The sequence below is a fragment of the Burkholderia sp. BCC1998 genome (genome assembly GCF_905339875.1).
Taxonomy (GTDB): domain Bacteria; phylum Pseudomonadota; class Gammaproteobacteria; order Burkholderiales; family Burkholderiaceae; genus Burkholderia.
This window is the reverse complement of record NZ_CAJPHE010000022.1, coordinates 12,273-33,901: the sequence shown is the minus strand read 5'-3', so window position 1 is coordinate 33,901 and position 21,629 is coordinate 12,273. Positions and strand designations below refer to the sequence as shown.

Annotated in this window: 22 protein-coding genes; 11 read left to right on the top strand and 11 right to left on the bottom strand. The window is 67.7% G+C overall.

Going from position 1 to position 21,629, the window contains the following annotated elements; all coding sequences use genetic code 11:
* Positions 1-13 precede the first annotated feature (13 nt).
* Positions 14-733 (top strand): response regulator transcription factor, encoded by a 720-nt coding sequence (locus U5A56_RS29495; protein WP_321925943.1) that lies wholly within the window; start codon positions 14-16, stop codon positions 731-733.
* The gene (locus tag U5A56_RS29490; protein ID WP_321925941.1) at positions 733-2,226 is read left to right on the top strand and encodes a HAMP domain-containing sensor histidine kinase; all 1,494 of its coding nucleotides are present in this window, start codon (positions 733-735) and stop codon (positions 2,224-2,226) included. Before U5A56_RS29495 ends, U5A56_RS29490 begins: the two co-directional genes overlap by 1 nt.
* 211 nt (positions 2,227-2,437) lie before the next feature.
* Here U5A56_RS29490 and U5A56_RS29485 read toward each other — a convergent pair whose 3' ends face one another.
* A complete protein-coding gene (locus U5A56_RS29485) occupies positions 2,438-2,827 on the bottom strand; it encodes a hypothetical protein (RefSeq protein WP_124522777.1) in 390 nt (129 codons plus the stop codon).
* Between the two features lie 144 nt (positions 2,828-2,971).
* A complete protein-coding gene (locus U5A56_RS29480; RefSeq protein WP_321925939.1) occupies positions 2,972-4,072 on the bottom strand; it encodes an AraC family transcriptional regulator in 1,101 nt (366 codons plus the stop codon).
* A gap of 321 nt (positions 4,073-4,393) precedes the next feature.
* Here U5A56_RS29480 and U5A56_RS29475 point away from each other — a divergent pair, with 321 nt between their 5' ends.
* Together U5A56_RS29475 and U5A56_RS29470 are read left to right on the top strand one after the other, a co-directional pair.
* On the top strand, positions 4,394-6,028 hold the full coding sequence (locus U5A56_RS29475; protein WP_321925938.1) for an AMP-binding protein: 1,635 nt from the start codon (positions 4,394-4,396) through the stop codon (positions 6,026-6,028).
* Positions 5,914-7,287, top strand: coding sequence for an AraC family transcriptional regulator (locus tag U5A56_RS29470; RefSeq protein ID WP_415749238.1), 1,374 nt, complete (start codon positions 5,914-5,916; stop codon positions 7,285-7,287). Before U5A56_RS29475 ends, U5A56_RS29470 begins: the two co-directional genes overlap by 115 nt.
* Before the next feature lie 107 nt (positions 7,288-7,394).
* On the opposite strand, the gene U5A56_RS29465 is transcribed toward U5A56_RS29470, so the two are convergent.
* The 8 genes from U5A56_RS29465 to U5A56_RS29430 all read right to left on the bottom strand — a co-directional run bounded on the left by U5A56_RS29465 (position 7,395) and on the right by U5A56_RS29430 (position 14,739).
* On the bottom strand, positions 7,395-8,651 hold the full coding sequence (locus tag U5A56_RS29465; protein WP_321925934.1) for an MFS transporter: 1,257 nt from the start codon (positions 8,649-8,651) through the stop codon (positions 7,395-7,397).
* Positions 8,652-8,787: 136 nt separating this feature from the next.
* Positions 8,788-10,215, bottom strand: coding sequence for an MFS transporter (locus U5A56_RS29460; protein WP_321925932.1), 1,428 nt, complete (start codon positions 10,213-10,215; stop codon positions 8,788-8,790).
* A gap of 207 nt (positions 10,216-10,422) precedes the next feature.
* Positions 10,423-10,866: a type II 3-dehydroquinate dehydratase gene (gene aroQ / locus U5A56_RS29455; protein WP_044848489.1), complete on the bottom strand. Its 444-nt coding sequence runs from the start codon at positions 10,864-10,866 to the stop codon at positions 10,423-10,425.
* A gap of 19 nt (positions 10,867-10,885) precedes the next feature.
* Entirely contained in the window at positions 10,886-11,719 is an 834-nt protein-coding gene (gene aroE, locus U5A56_RS29450; RefSeq protein ID WP_124523946.1) for a shikimate dehydrogenase, read from the bottom strand.
* A complete protein-coding gene (locus tag U5A56_RS29445; protein ID WP_044848447.1) occupies positions 11,719-12,939 on the bottom strand; it encodes a CaiB/BaiF CoA transferase family protein in 1,221 nt (406 codons plus the stop codon). The genes aroE and U5A56_RS29445 overlap by 1 nt, the downstream gene beginning before the upstream one ends.
* Complete coding sequence (locus U5A56_RS29440; RefSeq protein ID WP_044848448.1) at positions 12,939-13,397, bottom strand: MaoC family dehydratase; 459 nt, start codon at positions 13,395-13,397, stop codon at positions 12,939-12,941. Before U5A56_RS29440 ends, U5A56_RS29445 begins: the two co-directional genes overlap by 1 nt.
* A 2-nt stretch (positions 13,398-13,399) precedes the next feature.
* The gene (locus tag U5A56_RS29435; protein WP_044848449.1) at positions 13,400-13,792 is read right to left on the bottom strand and encodes a VOC family protein; all 393 of its coding nucleotides are present in this window, start codon (positions 13,790-13,792) and stop codon (positions 13,400-13,402) included.
* Positions 13,789-14,739 carry a 2-dehydropantoate 2-reductase gene (locus tag U5A56_RS29430; protein WP_321925928.1) on the bottom strand — a complete coding sequence of 317 codons (951 nt, stop codon included), beginning with the start codon at positions 14,737-14,739 and terminating at the stop codon, positions 13,789-13,791. Before U5A56_RS29430 ends, U5A56_RS29435 begins: the two co-directional genes overlap by 4 nt.
* A 132-nt stretch (positions 14,740-14,871) precedes the next feature.
* On the opposite strand from U5A56_RS29430, the gene U5A56_RS29425 reads away from it, so the two are divergent.
* Positions 14,872-15,792, top strand: coding sequence for a LysR family transcriptional regulator (locus U5A56_RS29425; RefSeq protein WP_044848491.1), 921 nt, complete (start codon positions 14,872-14,874; stop codon positions 15,790-15,792).
* Here U5A56_RS29425 and U5A56_RS29420 read toward each other — a convergent pair.
* Entirely contained in the window at positions 15,768-16,145 is a 378-nt protein-coding gene (locus tag U5A56_RS29420) for a hypothetical protein (RefSeq protein WP_321925926.1), read from the bottom strand. The two genes, U5A56_RS29425 and U5A56_RS29420, sit on opposite strands and share 25 nt — an antisense overlap.
* Positions 16,146-16,226: 81 nt before the next feature.
* Here U5A56_RS29420 and U5A56_RS29415 point away from each other — a divergent pair, with 81 nt between their 5' ends.
* From U5A56_RS29415 to U5A56_RS29390, 6 genes are all read left to right on the top strand, one after another.
* Positions 16,227-16,700 carry a hypothetical protein gene (locus U5A56_RS29415; protein ID WP_321925925.1) on the top strand — a complete coding sequence of 158 codons (474 nt, stop codon included), beginning with the start codon at positions 16,227-16,229 and terminating at the stop codon, positions 16,698-16,700.
* Positions 16,651-17,229: an Lrp/AsnC family transcriptional regulator gene (locus U5A56_RS29410; RefSeq protein ID WP_235879217.1), complete on the top strand. Its 579-nt coding sequence runs from the start codon at positions 16,651-16,653 to the stop codon at positions 17,227-17,229. Before U5A56_RS29415 ends, U5A56_RS29410 begins: the two co-directional genes overlap by 50 nt.
* A gap of 150 nt (positions 17,230-17,379) precedes the next feature.
* Positions 17,380-18,459, top strand: coding sequence for a homoserine dehydrogenase (locus U5A56_RS29405; RefSeq protein ID WP_321925923.1), 1,080 nt, complete (start codon positions 17,380-17,382; stop codon positions 18,457-18,459).
* Positions 18,456-19,886: an aldehyde dehydrogenase family protein gene (locus tag U5A56_RS29400; protein ID WP_321925921.1), complete on the top strand. Its 1,431-nt coding sequence runs from the start codon at positions 18,456-18,458 to the stop codon at positions 19,884-19,886. Before U5A56_RS29405 ends, U5A56_RS29400 begins: the two co-directional genes overlap by 4 nt.
* 80 nt (positions 19,887-19,966) lie before the next feature.
* A complete protein-coding gene (locus U5A56_RS29395; protein ID WP_044848454.1) occupies positions 19,967-20,764 on the top strand; it encodes an ABC transporter ATP-binding protein in 798 nt (265 codons plus the stop codon).
* A gap of 31 nt (positions 20,765-20,795) precedes the next feature.
* Complete coding sequence (locus U5A56_RS29390; RefSeq protein WP_321925919.1) at positions 20,796-21,575, top strand: transporter substrate-binding domain-containing protein; 780 nt, start codon at positions 20,796-20,798, stop codon at positions 21,573-21,575.
* The last annotated feature ends 54 nt before the right edge of the window (positions 21,576-21,629 follow it).

The window sequence follows — 21,629 nt, the reverse complement described above, 5'->3', positions numbered from 1 at the left end:
GCCGCCGACCGCCATGGACCACCCCAAACGCATCCTGATCGTCGAAGACGACGCCGACATCGCCGACGTGCTGAGCCTGCACCTGCGCGACGAGCGCTACGAAGTCGTGCACAGCGCGGACGGCACGGAAGGGCTGCGCCTGCTCGAGCAGGGCAACTGGGACGCGCTGATCCTCGACCTGATGCTGCCGGGCGTCGACGGCCTGGAAATCTGCCGGCGCGCGCGCGCGATGGCGCGCTACACGCCGATCATCATCACCAGCGCGCGTTCGAGCGAGGTGCACCGGATCCTCGGCCTCGAACTCGGCGCCGACGATTACCTGGCGAAGCCGTTCTCGGTACTCGAACTCGTCGCGCGGGTCAAGGCGCTGCTGCGGCGCGTCGACGCGCTCGCGCGCGATTCGCGGATCGACGCCGGCACGCTCGACGTCGCCGGGCTGTTGATCGACCCGATCGCGCGGGAAGCCGCCGTCGACGGCACGCGCATCGACCTCACGCCGCGCGAGTTCGACCTGCTGTATTTCTTCGCGCGGCATCCGGGCAAGGTGTTCTCGCGGATGGACCTGCTCAATGCCGTGTGGGGCTATCAGCACGAAGGCTACGAACACACGGTGAACACCCACATCAACCGGCTGCGCGCGAAGATCGAGGCCGATCCGGCCGAGCCCGTGCGGATCCTCACCGTGTGGGGGCGCGGCTACAAGCTCGCCGCGCCGGACCAGCGGGACACGTGATGAAGCTGACCCTCACCCAGCGGCTGTCGCTCGTGTTCTCGATCCTGCTGCTCGCGTGCTCGGGTGCGTCGGCGTGGCTGCAGATCCGCGCGAACGACATGCGCGAGAAGGAAGTCGTGCAGGGCCTGTCGCGCGATCTCGCCGCGCACATCGCCGGCAGCACGCCGCTGATGGACGCGAACGGGCTGCGCCCGGACGCCGTGCGCACGCTGTTCGGCCAGTTGATGGGCGTGAACCCGAGCGTCGAGGTGTACCTGCTCGACAACGCGGGGCGCATCAAGGGCGACGACGCGCCGCCCGGCCACGTGAAGCGCGAGCGCGTCGATCTCGCGCCGGTGCAGCGCTTCATCGCGGGCGAGCCGCTGCCGATCCTCGGCGACGATCCGCGCAGCCCCGACGCGCGCAAGGTGTTCAGCGCCGCGCCGCTGCAGCGCGCAGGGCAGCCGCCGTCCGGCTATATCTACGTGGTGCTGCTCGGCGAAGCGCACGACCGGCTGGCCGCGCGCGTCGACGCCGGCAACGTGCTGCGCACGACGCTGTGGTCGATGGCGGTCGTCGCGCTGCTCGGCCTGCTCGCGGGCCTGATCGCGTTCAGCTTCATCACGCGCCCGCTGCGCCGGCTGACCGACGCGATGCGCCGCTTCGACGCGAACGCCGCGCCCGATGCGCAGCCGCCGGTGCCGCGCTCGCCGCCGGGGCGACGCGGCGACGAGATCGCGGTGCTCGAATCCGCGTTCGCGCAGATGGCCGACCGGATCGGCGACCAGTGGCGCGCACTGACGCGCCAGGACCAGCAGCGACGCGAACTGATCACGAACATCTCGCACGACCTGCGCACGCCGCTGACGTCGCTGCACGGCTATCTGGAGACGCTGTCGCTGAAGTCCGACACGCTCGCCGAACCCGAGCGCCGCCGCTACCTGTCGATCGCGCTCGCGCAGAGTTCGAAGGTCGGCCGGCTCGCGCAGGCGCTGTTCGAGCTCGCGCGGCTCGAGTCGGGCGGCGTGCAGGCCGAGCGCGAGGCGTTCTCGCTCGTCGATCTCGTGCAGGACGTATTCCAGAAGTTCGAACTCGCCGCGCAGTCGCGCGGCATCGCGCTGCATGCGCGGATCCCGCCGCGCGTGCCGGTCGTGTCGGCCGATCTCGGGATGATCGAGCGCGTGCTGACCAACCTGCTCGACAACGCATTGCGGCACACGCCGCAGCACGGCGAGGTCGAGGTCGCGCTGACGCCGCTCGACGATCGCGTGGTGGTGACCGTGTCGGATACCGGCGAAGGGATTCCGCCGGCGCGGCGCGAAGGGCTGTTCCGGCGGCCGCAGCGGCCGATCAGCGGCGGCGCGGCGACGAGCGGCGGGCTCGGCCTGCTGATCGTGCACCGGATGCTGGCGCTCAACGGCAGCGGCATCCGGCTCGTCGATCGGGACGGGCGCGGTGCGGTGTTCGAGTTTGCACTGGCGGTGGCGAATCCGGCGGCGGGTGACGCGCGGTGAAGCCGACTGAGGCCGACCCGCGCCGTTGGCGCGATTTCCGCCCGGATGCATGCGCGGAAATCGCGGCGGGCCGGCACCCGCTCGTCGGTCGTCCGTGGCTTCGGACGATGGGGCGATCAACGCGTTTCGGTCGAACGATGTCGCGATTTCAGCATCAGGATGTCACGCTGAAAGCGCTCGGTGCCGAGCGCTGCCGTGCGAGTCGCCAGCGTCAAGGCATCCTGAGCAATCGCTCGAATTCCGCCGGTATGGCCTCGAACTTGTTCACGCCGTCTGGCGGCCACGAATCGGGGCTGCAATCGCCGAGATCCACTTGGGATGGCGTCGCGGCGGGCCGGTAGCCGCGCAGGGTCAACGGCAAGTCGGTGCCGTCGCAGCGCAGGCGTGCAAGCAAGACGCCGGTACGCTTGTTCACCACCGCAGCCTCCCAGCATTCATCGGCACAGCCGCGCGACTGGTAGACGAGCTTCTCGCCTGGATGGGTCCACTTCAGTTCGAACGGCCCGGAAGTCTGCGCATGCGCGGATGCACAGACGAGCAGCCAGGCAACAGATTTGACGCCACCGAGAAGTGCCAGGCAACGGCTATGCAACGGTTTCATGATTCTCCCTGTTCAACGCGCAAGATCGGCGCGACGGCTGGCGAAAGCGCGCCTTCTTTCGGCTGAAAAAAGAACACGGTCGGTTTGCGCTGCTCCGGTGACGACTTCGCTGATCCTGGTCCACGCCACCGGCGGTGCTCGCCGTCACCCGCCACGCTTGCGCCGCACCTCGCTCGGCGTCGTGCCGGTCCAGCGCTTGAACGCGTGGCGGAACCCCACCGCGTCGCTGAAGCCGAGCGTCAGCGCGATGTCCTCGGTGCTGAGCGTGGTGGTGCTCAGGTAATCGATCGCGAGCGCCTTGCGCACGCTCGTCAGCAGTTCGCTGTACGACGAGCCTTCGGCGTCGAGCTTGCGGCGCAGCGTACGCGACGTCATGCACAGCGTATCGGCGATCGCGTCGATGTCCGGAAACTGCCCGGGCGTGCGCGTGAGTTCCTGGTAGACGCGCCGCGTGACGCCGGCCTGGCTGCGCAACTCGTCGAGCAGGCGCGCGCAGTGCGACGACACCTGCGCGGCGGTGATCGGGTTCGCGAGCTGCGGCGCGCGCGCGAGCCACGCGGCCGGGTAGCTCAACGCATGGTGCGGCTGGTCGAACGCGATCGGGCATTCGAGCGCATCGGCGAGCTGCGCCGCGTGCGCCGGCTCCGGCTGCGCGAACTGCGCGCGGGCCGGCACGCACCACGCGCCCATCACGTCCTTGATGATCGTCACGTGCAGCGCGAACTGCATGTCGATCAGGAAGCGGTACAGCGGCAGGTCCGGCCCGGGCAGCGCGGCTTCGTGCGGATCCGGGAACAGCCACGACGCGGTGTCGCCCTGTTCGACCCAGCGGATCGCGAGCATCCCGTTGGCCAGCTGGTGATATTTGACGGCGGAATCGAATGCATGCGCGAGCGATTCCGAGCACAGCATCGCGTAGCCGTACATCCCGTAGCTCGACGCATGCAGCCGGCGGCCGACGCGCACGCCGAGATCGGTGCCGTCGTAGCGGCCGATCGCGTTGCGCGCGGCGGTCAGGAACTGCAGCGGCGACGTGAGCGTGAACGGGTCGGCGACGGCGTCCGGCGCCAGGCCGGTGCCGTCGAGCACCGCGGCCGGGTCGAGGCCGAGTTCCTGCGCGACGCCGACGAGCACGGCCAGCTTGGCCGGCGAGAAGCGTTTCTCGCGCGACGCGGGGGCAAGCGGCGCGTCCGGCGGCGGGGCGGCGCCGGCGGCCGTCGGGGTCAAGAGCGCACTGCGCGGCATGGCTGGTTCTGCGTCCGATTCGATACCGTTCCGGGTTGGCGATTCTGCGCCGGAACACGCGGGCGCGCCATAGGGTTCACCCTGATGCGTACGGGCTTGCACGGTCCGGCAAGGGCAAACCGTCGCGCGAGCGCACGCCGCGGCTGGTCGCTCGCCGCGCGTCCGCGTGTCCGTTTCGATCATCTTTTCGACCGCCCGGATCATTTCCAAAGCACGGTTGGCGGGCGATAGTTCCCGCTCAGGCGACGGCCCATGCGCATCCGGTGCGCGGGCCGCCGTGCGAACGGCGCTGCCCGGTGCCGTCCCCCGAGGAGCAGGACAATGACGAAGAGACACTGGATCGGCTCGTACGGCTCGATCCCCGCCGAGATCGACCCCGATCGCTTTCCTTCCGTAACCGCGCTGCTGGACGACGCGATGCGCCGCTTCGCCGAGCGTCCCGCGTTCCGCGCGCTCGGCCGCACGCTGACCTACGCCGACGTCGACCGCCTGTCGGCCGCGCTCGCCGCGTACCTGCAGCACGTCGTCGGCGTGCGCAAGGGCGACCGCGTGGCCGTGATGCTGCCGAACGTGCTCGCGTTTCCGGTGACGACCGTCGCGCTCGCGCGGCTCGGCGCGATCCAGGTCAACGTGAACCCGTTCTATACCGCGCACGAACTCGAGCACCAGCTCAACGACGCGGGCGTCGAAGTGGCCGTGGTGTGCGGCGGCTCGATGGGGACGTTCGCCGACGTGGTCGGCAAGACGCGCATCCGGACCGTGCTGGGCGTGGGCCGCGGCGATCTCGGCGTCGTCGATGCGCCGGCCGGCGCGTGCGACGCGTTGCCGCCGGGCTCGATCCCGCTCGCGGATGCACTCGCCGCCGGCGAAGCGCTCGCATTCGAGCCGGTCGCGCTCGGCGGCGCCGATCTGCTGCTGCTGCAATACACGGGCGGCACGACCGGGCTGTCGAAGGGCGCCGCGCTGTCGCACCGCAACCTGGTCGCGAACATCGAGCAGTTCGCGGCGATCGTGTCGGGCGCACGGCAGCCGGGCGAGGAGGTCGTCGTCACGGCGATCCCGCTGTATCACATCTTCGCGCTGACGGTGAACTTCCTGTCCTACTTCGCGATCGGCGCGGAGAACTGGCTCGTCGCGAACCCGCGCGACATGGACGGCTTCATCGACGTGCTGAAGGCCGCGCGGCCGACGGTGTTCGTCGGCGTCAACACGCTGTATGCGGGGCTCGCGGGCCATCCGCGGCTGAAGGAAGTCGACTGGTCGCGGCTGAAGCTGTCGGCCGGCGGCGGCGCGGCTGTGATCGACGTGATCTCCGCGCGCTGGAAGGCCGTGACGGGCAACTTCATCCGCGAAGGGTACGGGCTGTCGGAAACGTCGCCGGTGGTCACCTTCAACCCGCAGTCGATCGACGCGTTCACCGGCACGACCGGCCTGCCGCTGCCGTCGACCGACGTGAAGCTGCTCGACGACCAGGATCGCGAGGTCGCGATCGGCGAAGCGGGCGAGATCTGCGTGCAGGGGCCGCAGGTGATGGGCGGCTACTGGCAGAAGCCGGAAGCGAATGCGGCGGCGTTCACCGCGGACGGCTACTTCCGCACCGGCGACATCGGCGTGTTCGACGCGGCCGGCTTCCTGAAGATCGTCGACCGCAAGAAGGACATGATCATCGTGTCGGGCTTCAACGTGTACCCGAACGAGGTGGAAGCGGTTGCCACCGCGCTGCCGGGCGTGGCCGAATGCGCGTGCATCGGCGTGCCGGATGCGCGCACCGGCGAGGCCGTGAAGCTGTTCGTGGTGCTCGCGCCGGACGCGGCCGTGACCGAAGCGGAGCTCGTCGCGCATTGCCGCGCGAACCTCGCGGCGTACAAGGTGCCGAAGCTGATCCGCGTGGTCGAGCGGCTGCCGAAGTCGACGGTCGGCAAGATCCTGCGCCGGGAACTCAGCCGCGCCGACTGATGGCGCCGAAACGCCGCGCGCCCGGCGGCGCGCGGGCCGGCGCGCCGAAAGCCGAGAGAGCCGAGAGAGCCCCGAAAGCCCCGAAAGCCCCGAAAGCCCCGAAAGCCCCGAAAGCCCCGAAAGCCCCGAAAGCCCCGAAAGCCCCGAAAGCCCCGAAAGCCCGGCCCGGGCCGCTCAAGTACAATGCGAGCGGTTCGACCGACGGGGACGCGATGACCGGTTCAGACTCACCTTCCGCCCGGCCCGGGCAGGCGCTGCCGTCGCCGAGCGCGACGGTGCCGATTTCGCTCGTCAACGGCTTTCTGGCGAGCGCGGGCGCGCAGCGCGACGTGGTCGAGCGTTACCTGCGCGGGGCCGGCATCCCGCTCGAGCTGCTCGGCGAGCCGCACGCGCGCGTGACGGAAGAGCAGTTCTCGACGCTGTACCGCACGCTCGCGATCGACCTCGACGACGAGATGCCCGGCATCTTCTCGCGCCCGCTGCGCGGCGGCACGCTGAAGTACCTGTGCCTGAGCCTGCTCGATGCGCGCAACCTCGAAACGGCGCTGCACCGTTTCGGCCAGTTCTTCCATATCCTGCTCGACGACTTCTTCGTCGAATCGAAGCGCGACGGCCTCGTCGCGCAGGTGCTGCTGCGGCCGAACCCGGCCGTCGGCCCGATCGGCGCGCTCGGCCAGGAGCTGATGCTCAAGCTCGTGCACGGCGTGTGTTCCTGGCTGATCGGGCAGAAGATCCCGCTGCTGCAGATCGAGTTCGCGTGCCCGCGGCCGCGCCATGCGGTCGAGCACCTGTACTTCTTCACCGGCTCCGTGCAGTTCGACTGCGAACGCACGCTGATGCGCTTCAGCGCCGACTACCTCGACGCGCCGATCCGGCAGAGCAAGCGCAACCTGCGCAAGTTCCTCGCGCGCGCGCCCGGCGACTGGATCTTCGAATCGTTCAGCGAACAGCTCGTGTGCCATCGCGTGCGGCAATACCTGTCGGCAGCGCTGCCCGACCTGCCGGTGATCGAGCAGGCGGCCGAGCATCTGCATTGTTCGGTGCGCACGCTGAGCCGCCATCTGGCCTCGGAAGGCACGACGTTCCAGGCGCTCAAGGACGAACTGCGGCGCGACATCGCGATCCAGCGGCTCACCGACACGCTCGACACGATCGCGGCGATCGGCGCCGATATCGGCTTCGACGATCCGAGCGCGTTCCATCGCGCATTCCGGCACTGGACAGGGAGTACGCCGGGGACTTACCGGCGGCGCGCGTAGCGCGGGTCGTTCAAACCCGATTTCGATCCCGCTCCCATAACCGGCATCCTTCGCGCGCTCCCATGGACGGCTCCCCGTCGTCAGGCGTCGGCGTGCGTGCGGCCCGGTCAGCGGCTCGAACTCGCCGATACGCCGGATTGCCTGCCGACCGAAGCTGTGTTGATGATTGTCGGCAGCCAAGCAAACGCGATCGTGACCAGCGTCACGCCGACGACGAGCATCGGCACCACCATCGGCCACGCGCCCAGTTGATAGCGCGGATCGGTGAAGACCGCTGCCGTCTGCCCCACGCCGAAAGCGAAGAACATCATGATGAAGCCGGACCAGGAAACCGCGCGGCCGGCCAGATGGGGCAGGCTGCTGACCGCCCCTGCCTGCCCGCAGGGCTGATGGATGCCGTGCCCGAGGCAATACACGCCATGCCCGAGGAGCAGCGGCCAGATGCTTCCGGGAAGCAGCGCACACCCCAATGCCTGAATCACCGCGCCGGTGAGGCTCAACGTTGCGCCTTGTCGCACCGTTCGCAGCATGCTCTGACGTCGCAGCAACAGGCGGCAGCCATACGTACTCAGCACATAGACGAACGTACCGCTCGCCGGTATCCAGCCATATCGCTGGGGCGACAGGCCGAGATGCCGGATGTAGATTGCGGGCGAGAGCAAGAGAAAGCAGAACATGCCGGTGTACGTCGAGGCGGCCAGCAGCGCCCATACCCTGAACGTGGCATTGCCGAATATCTCGCGCACGTCGCGGATCGAGCCGCCTATCGAGCCGCGGATCGAGCCCCGGCTCGAAGCCACTCTGGTGAAGCTTTCCTCGAAGCCGTACCAGCACATGACGAGCAGCCCGAACGCATACAGGCTCATCCCCGCGAGCACCCATCGCCATCCGGCCTGCTGCGTGACATACGCACCGAGAATCGGCGCGAGGAACGCCATCATCCCCATTCCCATGAAACCGCGCGCCATCACGTACGGGCCGTCGGCCGCCGAATACCGGTCGCGCACCGTCGCGCGCGCGCATACCAGGATCGCGGCCATCGCAAAGCCCTGCATCGCGCGAGCGGCGACCAGCATCGCCGCGCTCGACGCGAGCGCAGCCGCGAGCGCTGCCAGCGCATAGAGCGCAAGGCCGCTCAGCAGCACGGGGCGGCGGCCGTACCGGTCGGCAAGACTGCCCATCGGCAATTGCCCGATACCGAATATCAATGCGAAAACCGTCAGGCTGACGCTGGCGGACCCCAGCGTTGCGGCGATTTCAGGCAGCGCCGGCAGGTAACTGTCGGTCGCCACCGGCTGGGCCGCCAGCAGGAGCGGCAACATGAGCGCGAAGTTCAGGCGGGCAGGGCGCGTGGTGTCCGGCATGACGGTTTTCGGCACGGTATCAGGCATCGGGTGAAGACAGCGGCAAAGCAAGTGCGCTCTGCCGGCGAGGGTGCAGCAGCAAGCCGGAAATATCCGGCGGACGGGGCGCCGGACACGACGCCCCGTCGAGTGCCGGCTAGCCGCCCAGCGATCCCGGCACGTGTTCGTGCACGACGCGATGGCGCGCCATCGCAGCGACGCGCAGCCGGTCGTACTCTGCCTTGTCGACCGGTCGAGCGTTCGCTTGCCCCAGGTCGTTCATATGGACACGATGGGTCTCGCGTGCGCTCGCGGCTGCGAGCGACGCAATCACGGTGATGCCGAACGCGATCCCGCCGACGATCAGCCACACGTGGTGTGCGCCGGGCGGCGCGACTGCGGTGAACAGCGCGGGCAGCATCGCCGTGGCCGCGGTGCCGAGGTTCTGCGCGATCGCCATCGCGGAGACGCGCGTGCGGGTCGGGAAGAGTTCCGGGTAAAAGCACGGAAATACCGCGTTGTAGCCCTGGTACACGACCCCCCACATGAGCATCGACATCGCGAACGCGAGCGGCACGTTGCGGATGCTGATCGCATACAGGTAGGCGAACGCGAGCAGGCCGGCCGCCAGCGCGCCGACGATGATCGGCGGCCGGCGTCCGACCTTGTCGGACAGGTTGCCGACGAACGGAATCACGATCATCGCAACGATATTGCCCATCACCGTGATCCAGAGATAGATGTCTTTCTGGAAGCCGATGCCATACGCCGGCTGGACCGCATAGGCTGCGCCGAAGATCGTGGCGACGACCGGAATCACGTTCATCATCGACATGCAGGCCACGCGCACCATGTCGGGAAAGTGATGCCGGAAAGCGTCGGCGACGGGCGAGCCGGCTTGCGCCTGGTTGCGTACCGCTTCATCGAAGGCCGGCGACTCGTCGACCTGGCGCCGAATGATCAAACCCGCAACGATGACCAGCGCACTCAGCAGGAACGGAATGCGCCAGCCCCAGCTGTCGAATTGCGCGGACGGCATGTAGTAGGCGAGCGGCAGGAACACGGCGGCGGCCAGCACTTGTCCCGCCTGCACGCCCTGCAGCGTGAAGCTGACGAAGTATCCGCGCCGACCGAACGGCGCGTGTTCCAGGATCATCGAACTCGCGCCGGTGATCTCGCCGGCCACGGCGAAACCTTGCAGCAGGCGAAGCGTCACCAGCAAGGCCGGCGCGATCAGCCCGGCTTGCTGATAGGTCGGCAGCAGGCCGACGCCGACGGTCGAGATGCCCATCAGGAACATGCAGAACAGCAGGACGGTTTTGCGTCCGCGCGTGTCGCCGAGATGGCCGAGCACGAACGCGCCGATCGGGCGCGACACGTAGCCGACACCGTAAGTGGCCAGCGACGCGATGATGGCGGTCGTGGGGCTGCCGTGCGGAAAGAAGATCTGCGGGAAGATCAGCGCCGATGCCGTGGCGTAGATGAAGAAATCGTAGTATTCGAGCACCGAGCCGATCCAGCCGCTGATGGCGGCTTTTCTCGATTGGTGCCTGCCGCGAGGCTCGTCTCGCAAGGTCGTGGTCATCGTCGTCTCCAGATATTGATATGTGTGCCGGGCAACGCGGGTGATGCGGGGAGTCGTCACTGCCCGATGTGGCGACTCCGCTGTGTGACCTGACCGGGGCCCGTCGATCCGACGCACGGCGAACCAGCGCGGTGCGCCACGCCGCGCACCCGGGAACGGTTGCGCATGGGCGTCGGTCCCGCATCGGCGGCCGATGCGGGAATCGGCCTATGCGTCGCCGAGCGCCGAGACCGCGGCCCTCAGCGCCAGCAGATAGCTCTGGACTCCGAAACCGCAAATCTGCCCGCTGACGATTTCAGCCAGCACGGAGTGATGCCGGAACGGCTCGCGCGCATGAATGTTGGACATGTGCAGTTCGACGATCGGGCACGTGAGGATGGCGAGGGCATCGCGAATGCCGTAGCTGTAATGCGTCCATGCCCCGGCGTTGATCAGCACCGCATCCTGGCGTTCCTCGAAAGCGCGATGAATGCGCTCGCACATCGCGCCTTCGCTGTTCGTCTGGAACGATTCCACCTGTACACCCAGTTCGCTCGCCAGCCCTTGCAGCCGCGCATCGATCTGCGCGAGCGTGATCGTCCCGTACTGTGCCGGGTCGCGTTTGCCGAACATGTTGTGATTGATGCCATGCAGCATCAGGATCTTCTTCATGCGAATCTCCATCGCGTGTTCAATCAAAGGGCACGGCCAGCCGATCGATCACCGAGCTGGTCTCGGGGCGTACGCCGCGCCACCACGCGAACGCTTCGGCCGCCTGTTCGACCAGCATGCCGACGCCGTCCGCAATGCCGTGTACGCCGGCGTTTTTCGCGAGCCGGAGAAACGGCGTCAGACGCTTGCCGTAGGCAAGTTCGTAGGCCGTGCCGGCCGGACTGAACACGCTCGGCGGGACCGGCGGCAGGTCGCCGGTCAGGCTCGCCGACGTCGCGTTGACGACCAGGTCGAAACGCCCCATCCGTGCGAGGTCCGCGTAGCCGCCGGCAACGAGCGGACCGCGTCCGGCAACCTGCGCGACCAATGCGCGCGCCTTGTCGACGTCGCGATTCGCGATGACCAGTTCAGCCGGTCCGGCTTCGAGGAACGGCAACAGCGCGCCGCGTGCCGCGCCGCCCGCACCGAGCACCAGGACACGCTTGCCGGCCATCGGCAGCCTGAGGTTCGCCTCGATATCGCGAACCAGGCCGATGCCGTCGAAGTTGTCGGCCAGGATGCGGCCGCCGTCGAACTTGAGCGCGTTGGCCGCGCCCGCGAGCTGCGCCCGCTCGCTGCGTTCGTCCGACATCGCGAACGCGTCGAGCTTGAACGGCGCGGTGACGTTGATGCCCTTGCCGCCGCCGTCGAAAAACGCACGGACCGTGGCAGCGAAAGCGCCTGCCGGCTCGACGGGCCCCTCGATCGCCGTATAGCTGAGGTCCTGCCGCGTTTCCTGCGCGAAGAGGCCGTGGATCAATGGGGATTTCGTGTGCCCGATCGGATTGCCGATCACCGCGTACTGGTCGGTCATCATTGGCTCGCTTTTGAATAGAGGACGCCGTCGGCCTGCATCGCGTCGATTTCGGCCGGATCGAACCCGAGGGCGCGCGCGACTTCCGCGTTGTGCTGCCCGAGATCGGGCGCGACGTCGCGTATCGTCGTATCGCAATCGGAAAACCGGAACGGCAGGTTGGGCAGGCGCAGCGTCCCGTAGCGCGGATGCTGTTGCTCGACGACCATGCCTCGCGCCTGGATCTGCGGATCGTTCAATACCTCGTCGATGCGCTGCACCTTCGCGCACGGAACGTCGATGCCGTCGAGCAGTTCCAGTACCGACGCGACGGAACGCGCGGCCACCCACGGCTCGACCACCGACAGAATCTCCGCGCGGTGCGCGTTGCGCCCGGTGCTGTCGTGAAACCGCGTGTCGGCGCCGAACTCCGCCGGGCCGCCGTGCGTCGCGATCAGCTCGGCGAAGCGTTTCCACGCGTCGTCGACCTGCGCGGCGATCACGAGATCGCCGTCCGCGGCGCGGAATACGCCGTAGAGCGTCGAGGTCGGCATGTCGTGCCCGGTCTGCTCGGGCAGCACGCCCTGCAGCGTGTAGCACTGCACCGCGTATTCGTGCATCGATACCAGCGTGTCGTACAGCGCCATGTCGATGTGTTGCCCGCGGCCGCTCTTCACGCGCCCCAGCAGCGCGGCGTTGATGGCCGCGACCGCATGAATGCCGGTATACATGTCGCCGAGCGAGATGCGCAGCAGCGGCGGCCGCTCGCCGGGCGTGCCGACCATCTGCATGATGCCGCTCTTGGCTTCCGCGATCAGCCCGAAGCCCGCGCGATGCGCGTCGGGACCGGTATGCCCGTACGCCGAAATCGAACAGTAGACGAGGCCCGGATTGCGCGCGGACAGTTCGGCATAGCCGAGCCCGAGCTTGTCCAGCGCGCCCGGCCGATAGTTCTCGATGAACACGTCGGCCGAGTCGCACAGCCGCTGCATGAACGCCTTGCCGCGCGCGTCCTTCATGTTGACGCTCACGCCGCGCTTGCCCATGTTGAGCTGCAGGAAGTAGCCGCTTTGCTGGTCGTCGAGCACGGTCGCGTGCTGGCGTCCCGCATCGCCCGAGCCGGGGCGCTCGACCTTGATGACTTCGGCGCCGAGCGCCGCGAGACAGCGCCCGACGTACGGCCCGGCAAGGAAGTGGCTGTAGTCGACGACGCGAATGCCTTCGAGTGGGCGAGCCTGCATCACAGTGCCTCCGGGCGGCGCGGCACCATCAGGCGATGCTCGCCGCGTTGAACGACCTGACCGTCCTGATTGATCAGCTCCGACGGCAGCACGACGATGCCCCAGTCCGGGCGACTCTTGCTCGCCCGCATCGAGCCGACGCGGAACGTCACGTGCAGCACGTCGCCGACCTTGATCGGCAGCAGGAAATCCCAGCTCCAGCCGAGCGACATGCCCGGCAGAAAGCGATAGTCGCTCTGCGTCTTCAGGCCGTCGGCGATGGACAGGCCGAACAGCCCGTGCGCGACGAGGCAGCCGAAATGGCTCGCGTTCGCGTATTCCTCGTCCACGTGGACGGGCGTATGGTCGCCGGTGAGGTCGGCGTACGCGAGAATGCGCTCCTTGGTCACGGTGTAGCTCGGGCTCGTGCACGTGTCGCCCTCGCGGGCGTCGTCCCAGTATTTTTCGACGATCGTCATGGTCATGCCTCCGCGCGCGGGTTGATCGCCAGCGCCTGCGCGACGCAGGAAGCCGGCCTGGCCTGGATCAGCTCGACGGCGAGCCCGTCGGGCAGGCGAAGCCAGTTGCGCCCTTGCGGCATCTCCGTCACGCCGAAGCGTTGCGCCGCGGCCAGCGCGGCCTCCAGGTCTTCGCACATCACGCCGAGATGCGCGAGCCGGCCTTCCGGGCCATCGTGTTCCGGCGCGTGGATGAACTGCAGGCCGCCGAGCGTCCAGTACTGCCGCGGCGCGTCGAGCGTGCCGTCCACTTCGCGCAGGGTCATGCCGAGCACGTCCTCGAAGAAGCGGATGTGCCAGCGGATGTCCTTGACCCAGATCGCAACGTGTTCGAGATAGGCTTTCGTGGCATTCATGCGGTGGCCTCCAGCCGTTGGCGGTCGGCCATCGCGCGTTCCAGCCCCTTGATGCAGGCGACGAGCGTTGCATTGACCGGGGTCGGCACGCCGTAGCGCTGCCCCCAGCGCACGACCGAACCGTTGATGAAATCGATTTCGGTGATCGAGCCCTTCTCCAGGCTTTGCAGCATCGACGTCTTGAAGGACGCGGGCAGCCCCTCGGCGGCGAGCGTCCAGGCCTGCTCGGGATCGGTCATCGACAGCTTGACGCCGGCCGCCTGCGCCGCCGCGATCGCCTCGGCCACGGCCGCGAGCGACGTCGCCTTCAGCAGCGGTTCGTCGTAAAGCTGCCCGTAGGTGAGGCCGGTCAGGCCGGTCAGCGCACCCGTCGCGACGTTCACCAGCAGCTTGTCCCACATCGTGCCGACGATGTTGTCGCTGATCGTCGTGGCGAGGCCGGCGGCATCGAACGCGGCGGCGATCGCCTGCACGCGCGGCGTGATGCGGCCGTCGAGTTCGCCGATATAGGTGTATTTGCCGATCACGCCGGATTCGATGTGGCCCGCGCCGCGCAGCACGCCACCGACGTAGGTCTTGCCCGCGAGGACGCGCTCGCGGCCGACGGCGTCGATCAGGATGTCCTCGTGTCCGAGGCCGTTCTGCAGCGACAGCACGGTGGTATCCGGCCCCACCAGCGATTGGGCGCCGCGGATGGCCGCGTCGGTGTGGAACGACTTGACCAGCACCACCACCAGGTCGGCCACGCCGACATCGGCAGCCTGGGTCGTCGCGTGAACGCGCATGTGGCGGGTGCCGCCCGCGTCGTCGACGCGCAGGCCGTCACGGCGCATCGCATCGACGTGTGCCGGCGAGCGGTCGATCAGCCAGGTCTCGTGGCCGCCTTGGGTGAGGGTGGCGCCGATCGCGCAGCCGAGTGCGCCGGCGCCCAGAATTGCTATTTTCAATGGCTTCTCCTTTGTCGACCAGAGTTGGCGCTTTGGCGCCTTACTCTGGTCCCATGCAAAGCTGACGTATGGCATCACGATAGGAGTCGCCGCTCATGCCGACAATGCAATGGATACAATGTCGTCATTGCCCTGGACAATAACGCCACGATGCCTGCCGACCTGCCCGACCTGAAGCTGCTTCAGCTTTTCGATCTCCTGTACGACGTGCGCAGCGTCACGCGCGTCGCCGAGCAACTGGGCCAGAGCCAGCCGACCGTCAGCATCTGGCTCGGGCACTTGAGGGAACACCTGCACGATCCGCTCTTCATCCGGACACCCGGCGGCATGGCGCCCACTCCGCAAGCCGACGCGCTGATCGGGCCATGCCGGGAAATTCTCGAATCGCTGCGGCGCTTCACCGCATGGGAGATCGCGTTCGATCCGGCGACGGCCCAGCGACGCTTTCGCATCTGCATGACCGACGCGAGCCACATCACGCTGCTTCCGAGGCTGCTGGCCCATGTCCGGGCACAGGCGCCCGGCGTCCGGCTGGAAGCCGCGCGGATCGACGGCAATACCGAACGCGCACTCGAATCCGGCGAAGCCGATCTCGCGATCGGCTATGTGCCGTGGCTGGGTGGCGGCATTTATCAGCAGAAGCTGTACGACCAGGACTGGGTATGCCTGGCCAACCGGCATCATCCGCGGATTCGCGGCCGCCTCGGGGCAAAGCAGTATCGTTCCGAAGGACATGTCGCCATCACCGCGGGAACCGGGGCGCAACTCCTCGAACAGGCGCTGCGGCAGGCGCGCATCGAGCGGGACGTCGTGCTGGAGTTGCCGGGGTTCCTGGGTTTGGGGGCGATCGTCCAGACGACCGACCTGATCACGACGCTACCGCGTCATATCGGCCAGACACTGGCTCAGGCGAGCGATCTGGCGGTTCATGCGTGTCCGATCCCGGTCGACGGGTTTGCGGTACGGCAGCATTGGCATGCGCGATATCACCATGAGGCCGGCAACCGCTGGCTGCGCGGCGTCGTGATTCAACTGTTCGGTGCATCGCATTGACTTGCGGGTTCGGCGGTCGTGATGGCCGGCGGACTGGCCGGCGCTCGATTGGATGCGAAACGTCCGGTAAGGCGTGTTTTTCGACGTTTTGCGTCGAGGTTCGGCGCGGTTGAGATTTTTTCAGTCGCATCGAGGCGATATGATTTCTCCAGCCCCAACACCGTCGGCCGATCCATGAAGCGCGCCAGCATCGCTGCGACGCGGCCCAGCAAGCACAAGAGAGTCGTATGCCGGACACGCCAATCGTCATCGTCGAACACGCCCGCAGGCGAACCGCTCAAGTCCGGGCCGGCGACGTCCCCGCCGCCTTGCAGGGTGGTCCCAAGTGGGTGTGCAGGATCGTGCCGGATCAAGCACCGAGGTCCTGTGGAGGGCACCGATCCGCCGCAGGCACGGCTGAAACGCTCGGCCGACTGAAGCCCGCGAACGTCGCGTTGACGGACCCTGTCCCGAGCGCCGGCGGCTGGCTGGCGCGCTCGTCGACCGACGGAGCCGGCCGGTGTCGCGCGTATGCGCATCTCGGTGCGAACCGGATCCTCGAGATGGTCGGCATGCCGGGCGTCGGCCCGTGGCTCGACGAGCACGACACCTGGTGGCCCGGCGCGTACGAGTTGCCGCTGCTCGAACAGTTGTCCGCGAGCGAGTCGCCTCTGCGCGACCTGCTGGGTGCGACTGCACCCGCCCATCTGCTGATGAGCCTGACCGAAGTCGACGGCACCGCACTCGTGACCGAATCGGACGATGGCATCGAGCGTCCGTTCCGAATTCCCGCGGGTGTGGATACGATCCATTTCGCGCCCGTATGTATCTGCGGGCCGGCGGCGCAGTGGCGCGAAACGCTCGTCACCGCGTTCGACCGTGTCCGGCATCTGGTCGGGCTCAGGTCGGCCCGCCCTTTCTATCTTTGACGCAAGCCCCCGTTCTCCGGCAGACCACGCGATGACCGACGCACTCGACTCCTTCGACCGCAAGATCCTGAATATCGTCCAGCGCGATTGCAGCGCGACCGCGGACGCCATTGCCGAACGGATCGGCCTGTCCACGTCGGCCGTGCAAAAGCGGCTGAAGCGCATGCGCACCGAAAAGATCATTTCGGCGGAAATCGCGGTGGTCGATCGTGCGGCGGTCGGCCGGCCGATGACGTTCATCGCGGCAATCGAGATCGAACGCGAAAACTACGAGACGGTCGCGAGGTTCCGCGAGTGGTCGAAGGCGCATGACGAGATCCAGCAGATCTACTACGTGACCGGCTCCGCCGACCTGATCGCGATTATCACCGCACGCGACGTTGAGGCGTACGACCGGCTGTCCGCGCGGATCATGCAGAGCAATCCGATGATCCGCCGGATCAACACGAATGTCGTGCTGAGCGCGGTCAAGGTCGGGCTGTTCGTGCCGGTCGACAAGGACGGCGACGACGAACCGCCGGCCGCCTGACGGACTGGTTTCGCGCGGGACGGGCGATCCGTCCGTCCCGCATGACGAATCGCAACGGGTGGTGGCTTGAATCGGGCGAAACGCATAATTTGAAAATCGATTCGCATAACTAACCTGTGTCGTGTGGTCAATGAACAGGAGATGATCGAGATGGAACTCAAACTGGCACTGGTCGGTTTCGGCGGAGTCAATCAGGGACTGGTCGAACTGCTCAAGAAGAAGCGCGCGATGCTGGGTGCGGCGGGACTCGACGTATCGGTGACGATGGTCGCCGACCTGCGGCTCGGGATCGCGACGAATCCTCGCGGTATCGCGCTGGACGTGCTCGACGAAACCGCCCGGCGGGGCGTCGATGCCGAAGCGCTGCGTCGCGATCCCGGCACGCTGGTGTCGCCGGACGTCGGCCTCGGCGCGGTGCTGAAGGCCATCGCGTCGGAACACGTGGACGTCGTCATCGAGGCGACCTTCACCGATCCGACCACCGGTGAGCCCGCGCTGTCGCATTGCCGTACCGCGCTCGAATGCGGCAAGCACGTGATCACGACCAACAAGGGGCCGATCGCGCTCGCGCAGCCGGCACTGGCGCGGATCGCCGCGCAATCGGGTGCGTGTGTGATGTACGAGGGCACGGTGATGAGCGGCACGCCGGTGCTGCGGCAGCTCGCGACCTCGCTGCGCGGCTGCGACATCCGCGGCTTCGCCGGCATCCTGAACGGCACGTCGAACTACGTGCTCGGCGAGGTCGAGGCCGGCGCGAGCTTCGATGCGGCGATCCGCGATGCGCAGCAGCGCGGCTATGCGGAGGCGAACCCGGCGGCCGACGTCAACGGTTCGGACGTACAGCTGAAGGTCGTCATTCTGGCGAACGCACTGTGGAATGCCGGCCTCGAGCGCGCCGACGTGACATGCCGCGGCATCGTGGAATTGACCGAGCACGACGTGCGCGCGGCGGTGGCGGAGCGCATGTCCTGGCGGTTGATCGGATCCGCCACCCGCCATCCGGCCGGCACCGTTACCGCGAGCGTCGAGCCGCGCAAGCTGCCGGCCGGCCATCCGCTGCTGGCCGCGAGCGGCGTGACGAACGCGATCACGTTCGACACCGACGTGCTCGGTGGCGTGACGATCAGCGGGCCGGGTGCCGGGCGCGAGGAAACGGCGTTCGCGATCCTCTCCGACCTGATCGAACTGGCGGACCGGATTGGCGCGGCCTCGCACGAGGTGGCGGCATGAGCGCGCGCGATGCGGTGATGAGCGACTGCACGGGAGCCGGCGTGGCCGATGTGCGGTCGCCGTATGACGGCTCGATCGTCGGCCAGGTTCGTCTGTCGCGAGCCGATGCGGCGCCGCTCCTCGTCGAGCGCGCGCTCGACGGCGCGCGCGCGGCCGCAACCATGTCGCGCAGCCAGCGGGCCGACGTCCTGTTTCGCGCAGCCTCGCGCGTGGAGGCACAAGCGGAGACATTCGCACGCACGATCGCGCTGGAGGCGGGCAAGCCGCTGCGGCAGGCCCGCAAGGAAGTCGCGCGCTGCGTAAACACGCTGCGCCTGTCGGGCGAGGAGGCGAAACGACTCAACGGCGAGACGATCCCGTTCGACGGGTATCCCGGCTCGGAGGATCGCAGCGGTTACTACACGCTGGAGCCGCTGGGCGTGATTCTCGCGATCACGCCCTTCAACGACCCGCTGAACCTCGTCGCACACAAGCTCGGGCCGGCGCTCGCGACCGGCAATGCGGTCATCCTGAAGCCCTCGTTGCTCGCGCCGCTGTCCGCACAGGCGCTCGTCGAGGTCCTGTGGGAAGCCGGTGCGCCGCGCGCCGCGCTGCAGATCGCGCACGGCGGCGCGGATCTCGCGTCCGCGCTGGTGCGCGACCGGCGGATCCGGATGGTGACCTTTACCGGAGGCCCGCAGACCGGCGAGGCCATCACGCGCGATGCGGGACTCAAGAAGATCGCGATGGACCTGGGCGGCAATGCGCCGGTGATCGTCATGGCCGACTGCGACCTGAAGGATGCCGCCGAATCGTGCGTGTCGGGCGCGTTCTGGGCGGCGGGACAGAACTGCATCGGCACGCAGCGGATCTTCGTCGCCGAGGCCGCGTACGAGCCGTTCGTGCGGTATTTCGTTGAACTGACCGGCAGGATGGTCGTCGGCGATCCGCTGGACGATGCGACCGACATGGGGCCGATGATCGGCGAGGAACAGGCGATCCGCATCGAGCGCTGGGTCGACGAAGCCGTGTCGGGCGGTGCGACGGTGCTGACCGGCCATCGGCGACGCGGGGCGCTGTATGAACCGACGGTGCTCGCGGATGTGCCGCACGACGCGCGTGTCTGGACCGACGAGGTATTCGCGCCGGTCGTGACGATCGAGAAATTCACCGACCTGCAGCAGGCGCTCGACGCGGCCAACGCGGCGGAGAGCTGCCTGCATGCAGGCGTGTTCACCAACCGCCTGGAGGTGGCGCTCGGTGCGGCCGAGCGTCTGCAGGCGGGCGGCGTGATGATCAACGACTCGTCCGATTACCGCTTCGACGGCATGCCGTTCGGCGGATTCAAGCATGGGTCGCTGGGCCGCGAAGGCGTTCGGTTCGCGATGACGGACATGACGCAGCCGAAGGTGGTCTGCTTCAGGCGCAACCGGCGGCTGTCGGGCTGATGCGCGAGCGCGGGCCCCTCGCGGGCCGGCGCGGCGCGAACCGCAGCGGTATGAGCAACGTATCGAGGAAGGAGTCGAGGATGCCAGCAGCAATTCCTGCATGCAAACCGGCGGCGGACGCGCTGGTGGTCGAGGATATTCACAAGTCGTTCGGCGGTGTCGAGGTGCTCAAGGGCATCTCGTTGACCGCGAAGAATCACGAGGTCGTGTCGATCCTCGGCAGCAGCGGGTCGGGGAAAAGTACCTTCCTCAGGTGCATCAACCTGCTGGAAATGCCCGACCGTGGCCGGATCTGCGTGAACGGCGAAACGCTCGCGCTGAAACAGGCGGGCCGCGACGGCGCGCTCGTCGCGGCCGACGCGCGGCAGGTGATGCGCGTGCGCCGCAGGCTCGCGATGGTGTTCCAGCAGTTCAATCTGTGGGCGCACATGACCGTGCTGCAGAACGTGATGTTCGTGCCGGTGCGCGTGCTCGGCGTGCCGAAGCGCGACGCCCGCGACAAGGCGATCGCGATGCTCGAACGGGTCGGGCTCGCCGGCAAGTGCGAACACTATCCGAACCAGCTGTCGGGCGGCCAGCAGCAGCGCGTCGCGATTGCGCGTGCGCTCGCGACCGACCCCGACGTGATGCTGTTCGACGAGCCGACGTCGGCGCTCGATCCGGAACTCGTCGGCGAAGTGTTGAAAGTGATGCGCTCGCTGGCCGACGAGGGACGCACGATGCTCGTCGTCACGCACGAGATGGGGTTCGCGCGCGAAGTCGCGAACCGCGTCGTGTTCGTCCATCAGGGACGAATCGAGGAAGACGGCAGTCCTGACGAAGTGTTCGCGAGCCAGAAATCGCCGCGGTTCCAGAAGTTTCTGTCCAGCATCATTTGATGCGGATTCAATGCCAACCGGAGAGGAAACCATGAAAAAGCTGCTTCAGTCGCTGTGCGTGGGCGCGGCATTGCTCGGATCGGTCGCGCAGGCCGAGCAGGTCGTGCGGGTCGGCACGCTCGCCGATTACGCGCCGTTCGAATACAAGGATGCCTCCGGCAAGCTGCAGGGCATGGAGATCGACATCGGCAAGAAGATGTGCGACACGATGAAGGTCAAGTGCCAGTGGGTGACGATGGATTTCGACGCGCTGATTCCGGCACTCAAGGCGAAGCAGATCGACGCGGTGCTCGCGCAAATGTCGAAGACGCCGGAGCGCGAGCAGTCGGTGGACTTCACGCGCATCGTCACGACGGCGCCCGTGCAGCTCGTCGCGAAGCAGGGCTCCGGCATCACGGACAACGCCGCCACGCTGCGCGGCAAGACGATCGGCGTTCAGACGGCCTCGACGCACGAATCCTATCTGCGCCGCCGCCTGCCGGCGAGCAAGTCGGGGATCGACGTGAAGGTCTATCAGACGCTCGACGAGGCCTGGCTCGATCTCGAGGCCGGGCGCGTCGATGCGGTATTCGCCGACAACACGGTCGCGTACGACTGGCTGACGAAGGCCGGCAGGAAGGCAGGCTTCGGCTTCGTCGGCAAGCCGATCGCCGATGCGGAGATCTTCGGCGACGGTACGGCGATCGCGGTGCGCAAGGGCGACGTGCCGTTGAAGGCGCTGCTCGACAAGGGCATCGCGCAGGTGCAGGCGGACGGCACGTTCGCCGCGGCCAACAAGCGCTATTTCCCGTTCAGCATCGCGCCGCAATAACCGCGCAGCGGGACCGCGCGGGCGCCGGACGGCGGCCCGCGCGATTCCGGTCTT

Bases quoted from the DNA above. Each gene is read 5' to 3' on its own strand.
- U5A56_RS29495 (WP_321925943.1), top strand. From the start codon at position 14: ATGGACCACCCCAAACGCATCCTGATCGTCGAAGACGACGCCGACATC.
- U5A56_RS29490 (WP_321925941.1), top strand. From the start codon at position 733: ATGAAGCTGACCCTCACCCAGCGGCTGTCGCTCGTGTTCTCGATCCTG.
- U5A56_RS29485 (WP_124522777.1), bottom strand. From the start codon at position 2,827: ATGAAACCGTTGCATAGCCGTTGCCTGGCACTTCTCGGTGGCGTCAAA.
- U5A56_RS29480 (WP_321925939.1), bottom strand. From the start codon at position 4,072: ATGCCGCGCAGTGCGCTCTTGACCCCGACGGCCGCCGGCGCCGCCCCG.
- U5A56_RS29475 (WP_321925938.1), top strand. From the start codon at position 4,394: ATGACGAAGAGACACTGGATCGGCTCGTACGGCTCGATCCCCGCCGAG.
- U5A56_RS29465 (WP_321925934.1), bottom strand. From the start codon at position 8,651: ATGCCGGACACCACGCGCCCTGCCCGCCTGAACTTCGCGCTCATGTTG.
- U5A56_RS29460 (WP_321925932.1), bottom strand. From the start codon at position 10,215: ATGACCACGACCTTGCGAGACGAGCCTCGCGGCAGGCACCAATCGAGA.
- aroQ (WP_044848489.1), bottom strand. From the start codon at position 10,866: ATGAAGAAGATCCTGATGCTGCATGGCATCAATCACAACATGTTCGGC.
- aroE (WP_124523946.1), bottom strand. From the start codon at position 11,719: ATGACCGACCAGTACGCGGTGATCGGCAATCCGATCGGGCACACGAAA.
- U5A56_RS29445 (WP_044848447.1), bottom strand. From the start codon at position 12,939: ATGCAGGCTCGCCCACTCGAAGGCATTCGCGTCGTCGACTACAGCCAC.
- U5A56_RS29440 (WP_044848448.1), bottom strand. From the start codon at position 13,397: ATGACGATCGTCGAAAAATACTGGGACGACGCCCGCGAGGGCGACACG.
- U5A56_RS29435 (WP_044848449.1), bottom strand. From the start codon at position 13,792: ATGAATGCCACGAAAGCCTATCTCGAACACGTTGCGATCTGGGTCAAG.
- U5A56_RS29405 (WP_321925923.1), top strand. From the start codon at position 17,380: ATGGAACTCAAACTGGCACTGGTCGGTTTCGGCGGAGTCAATCAGGGA.
- U5A56_RS29400 (WP_321925921.1), top strand. From the start codon at position 18,456: ATGAGCGCGCGCGATGCGGTGATGAGCGACTGCACGGGAGCCGGCGTG.
- U5A56_RS29395 (WP_044848454.1), top strand. From the start codon at position 19,967: ATGCCAGCAGCAATTCCTGCATGCAAACCGGCGGCGGACGCGCTGGTG.
- U5A56_RS29390 (WP_321925919.1), top strand. From the start codon at position 20,796: ATGAAAAAGCTGCTTCAGTCGCTGTGCGTGGGCGCGGCATTGCTCGGA.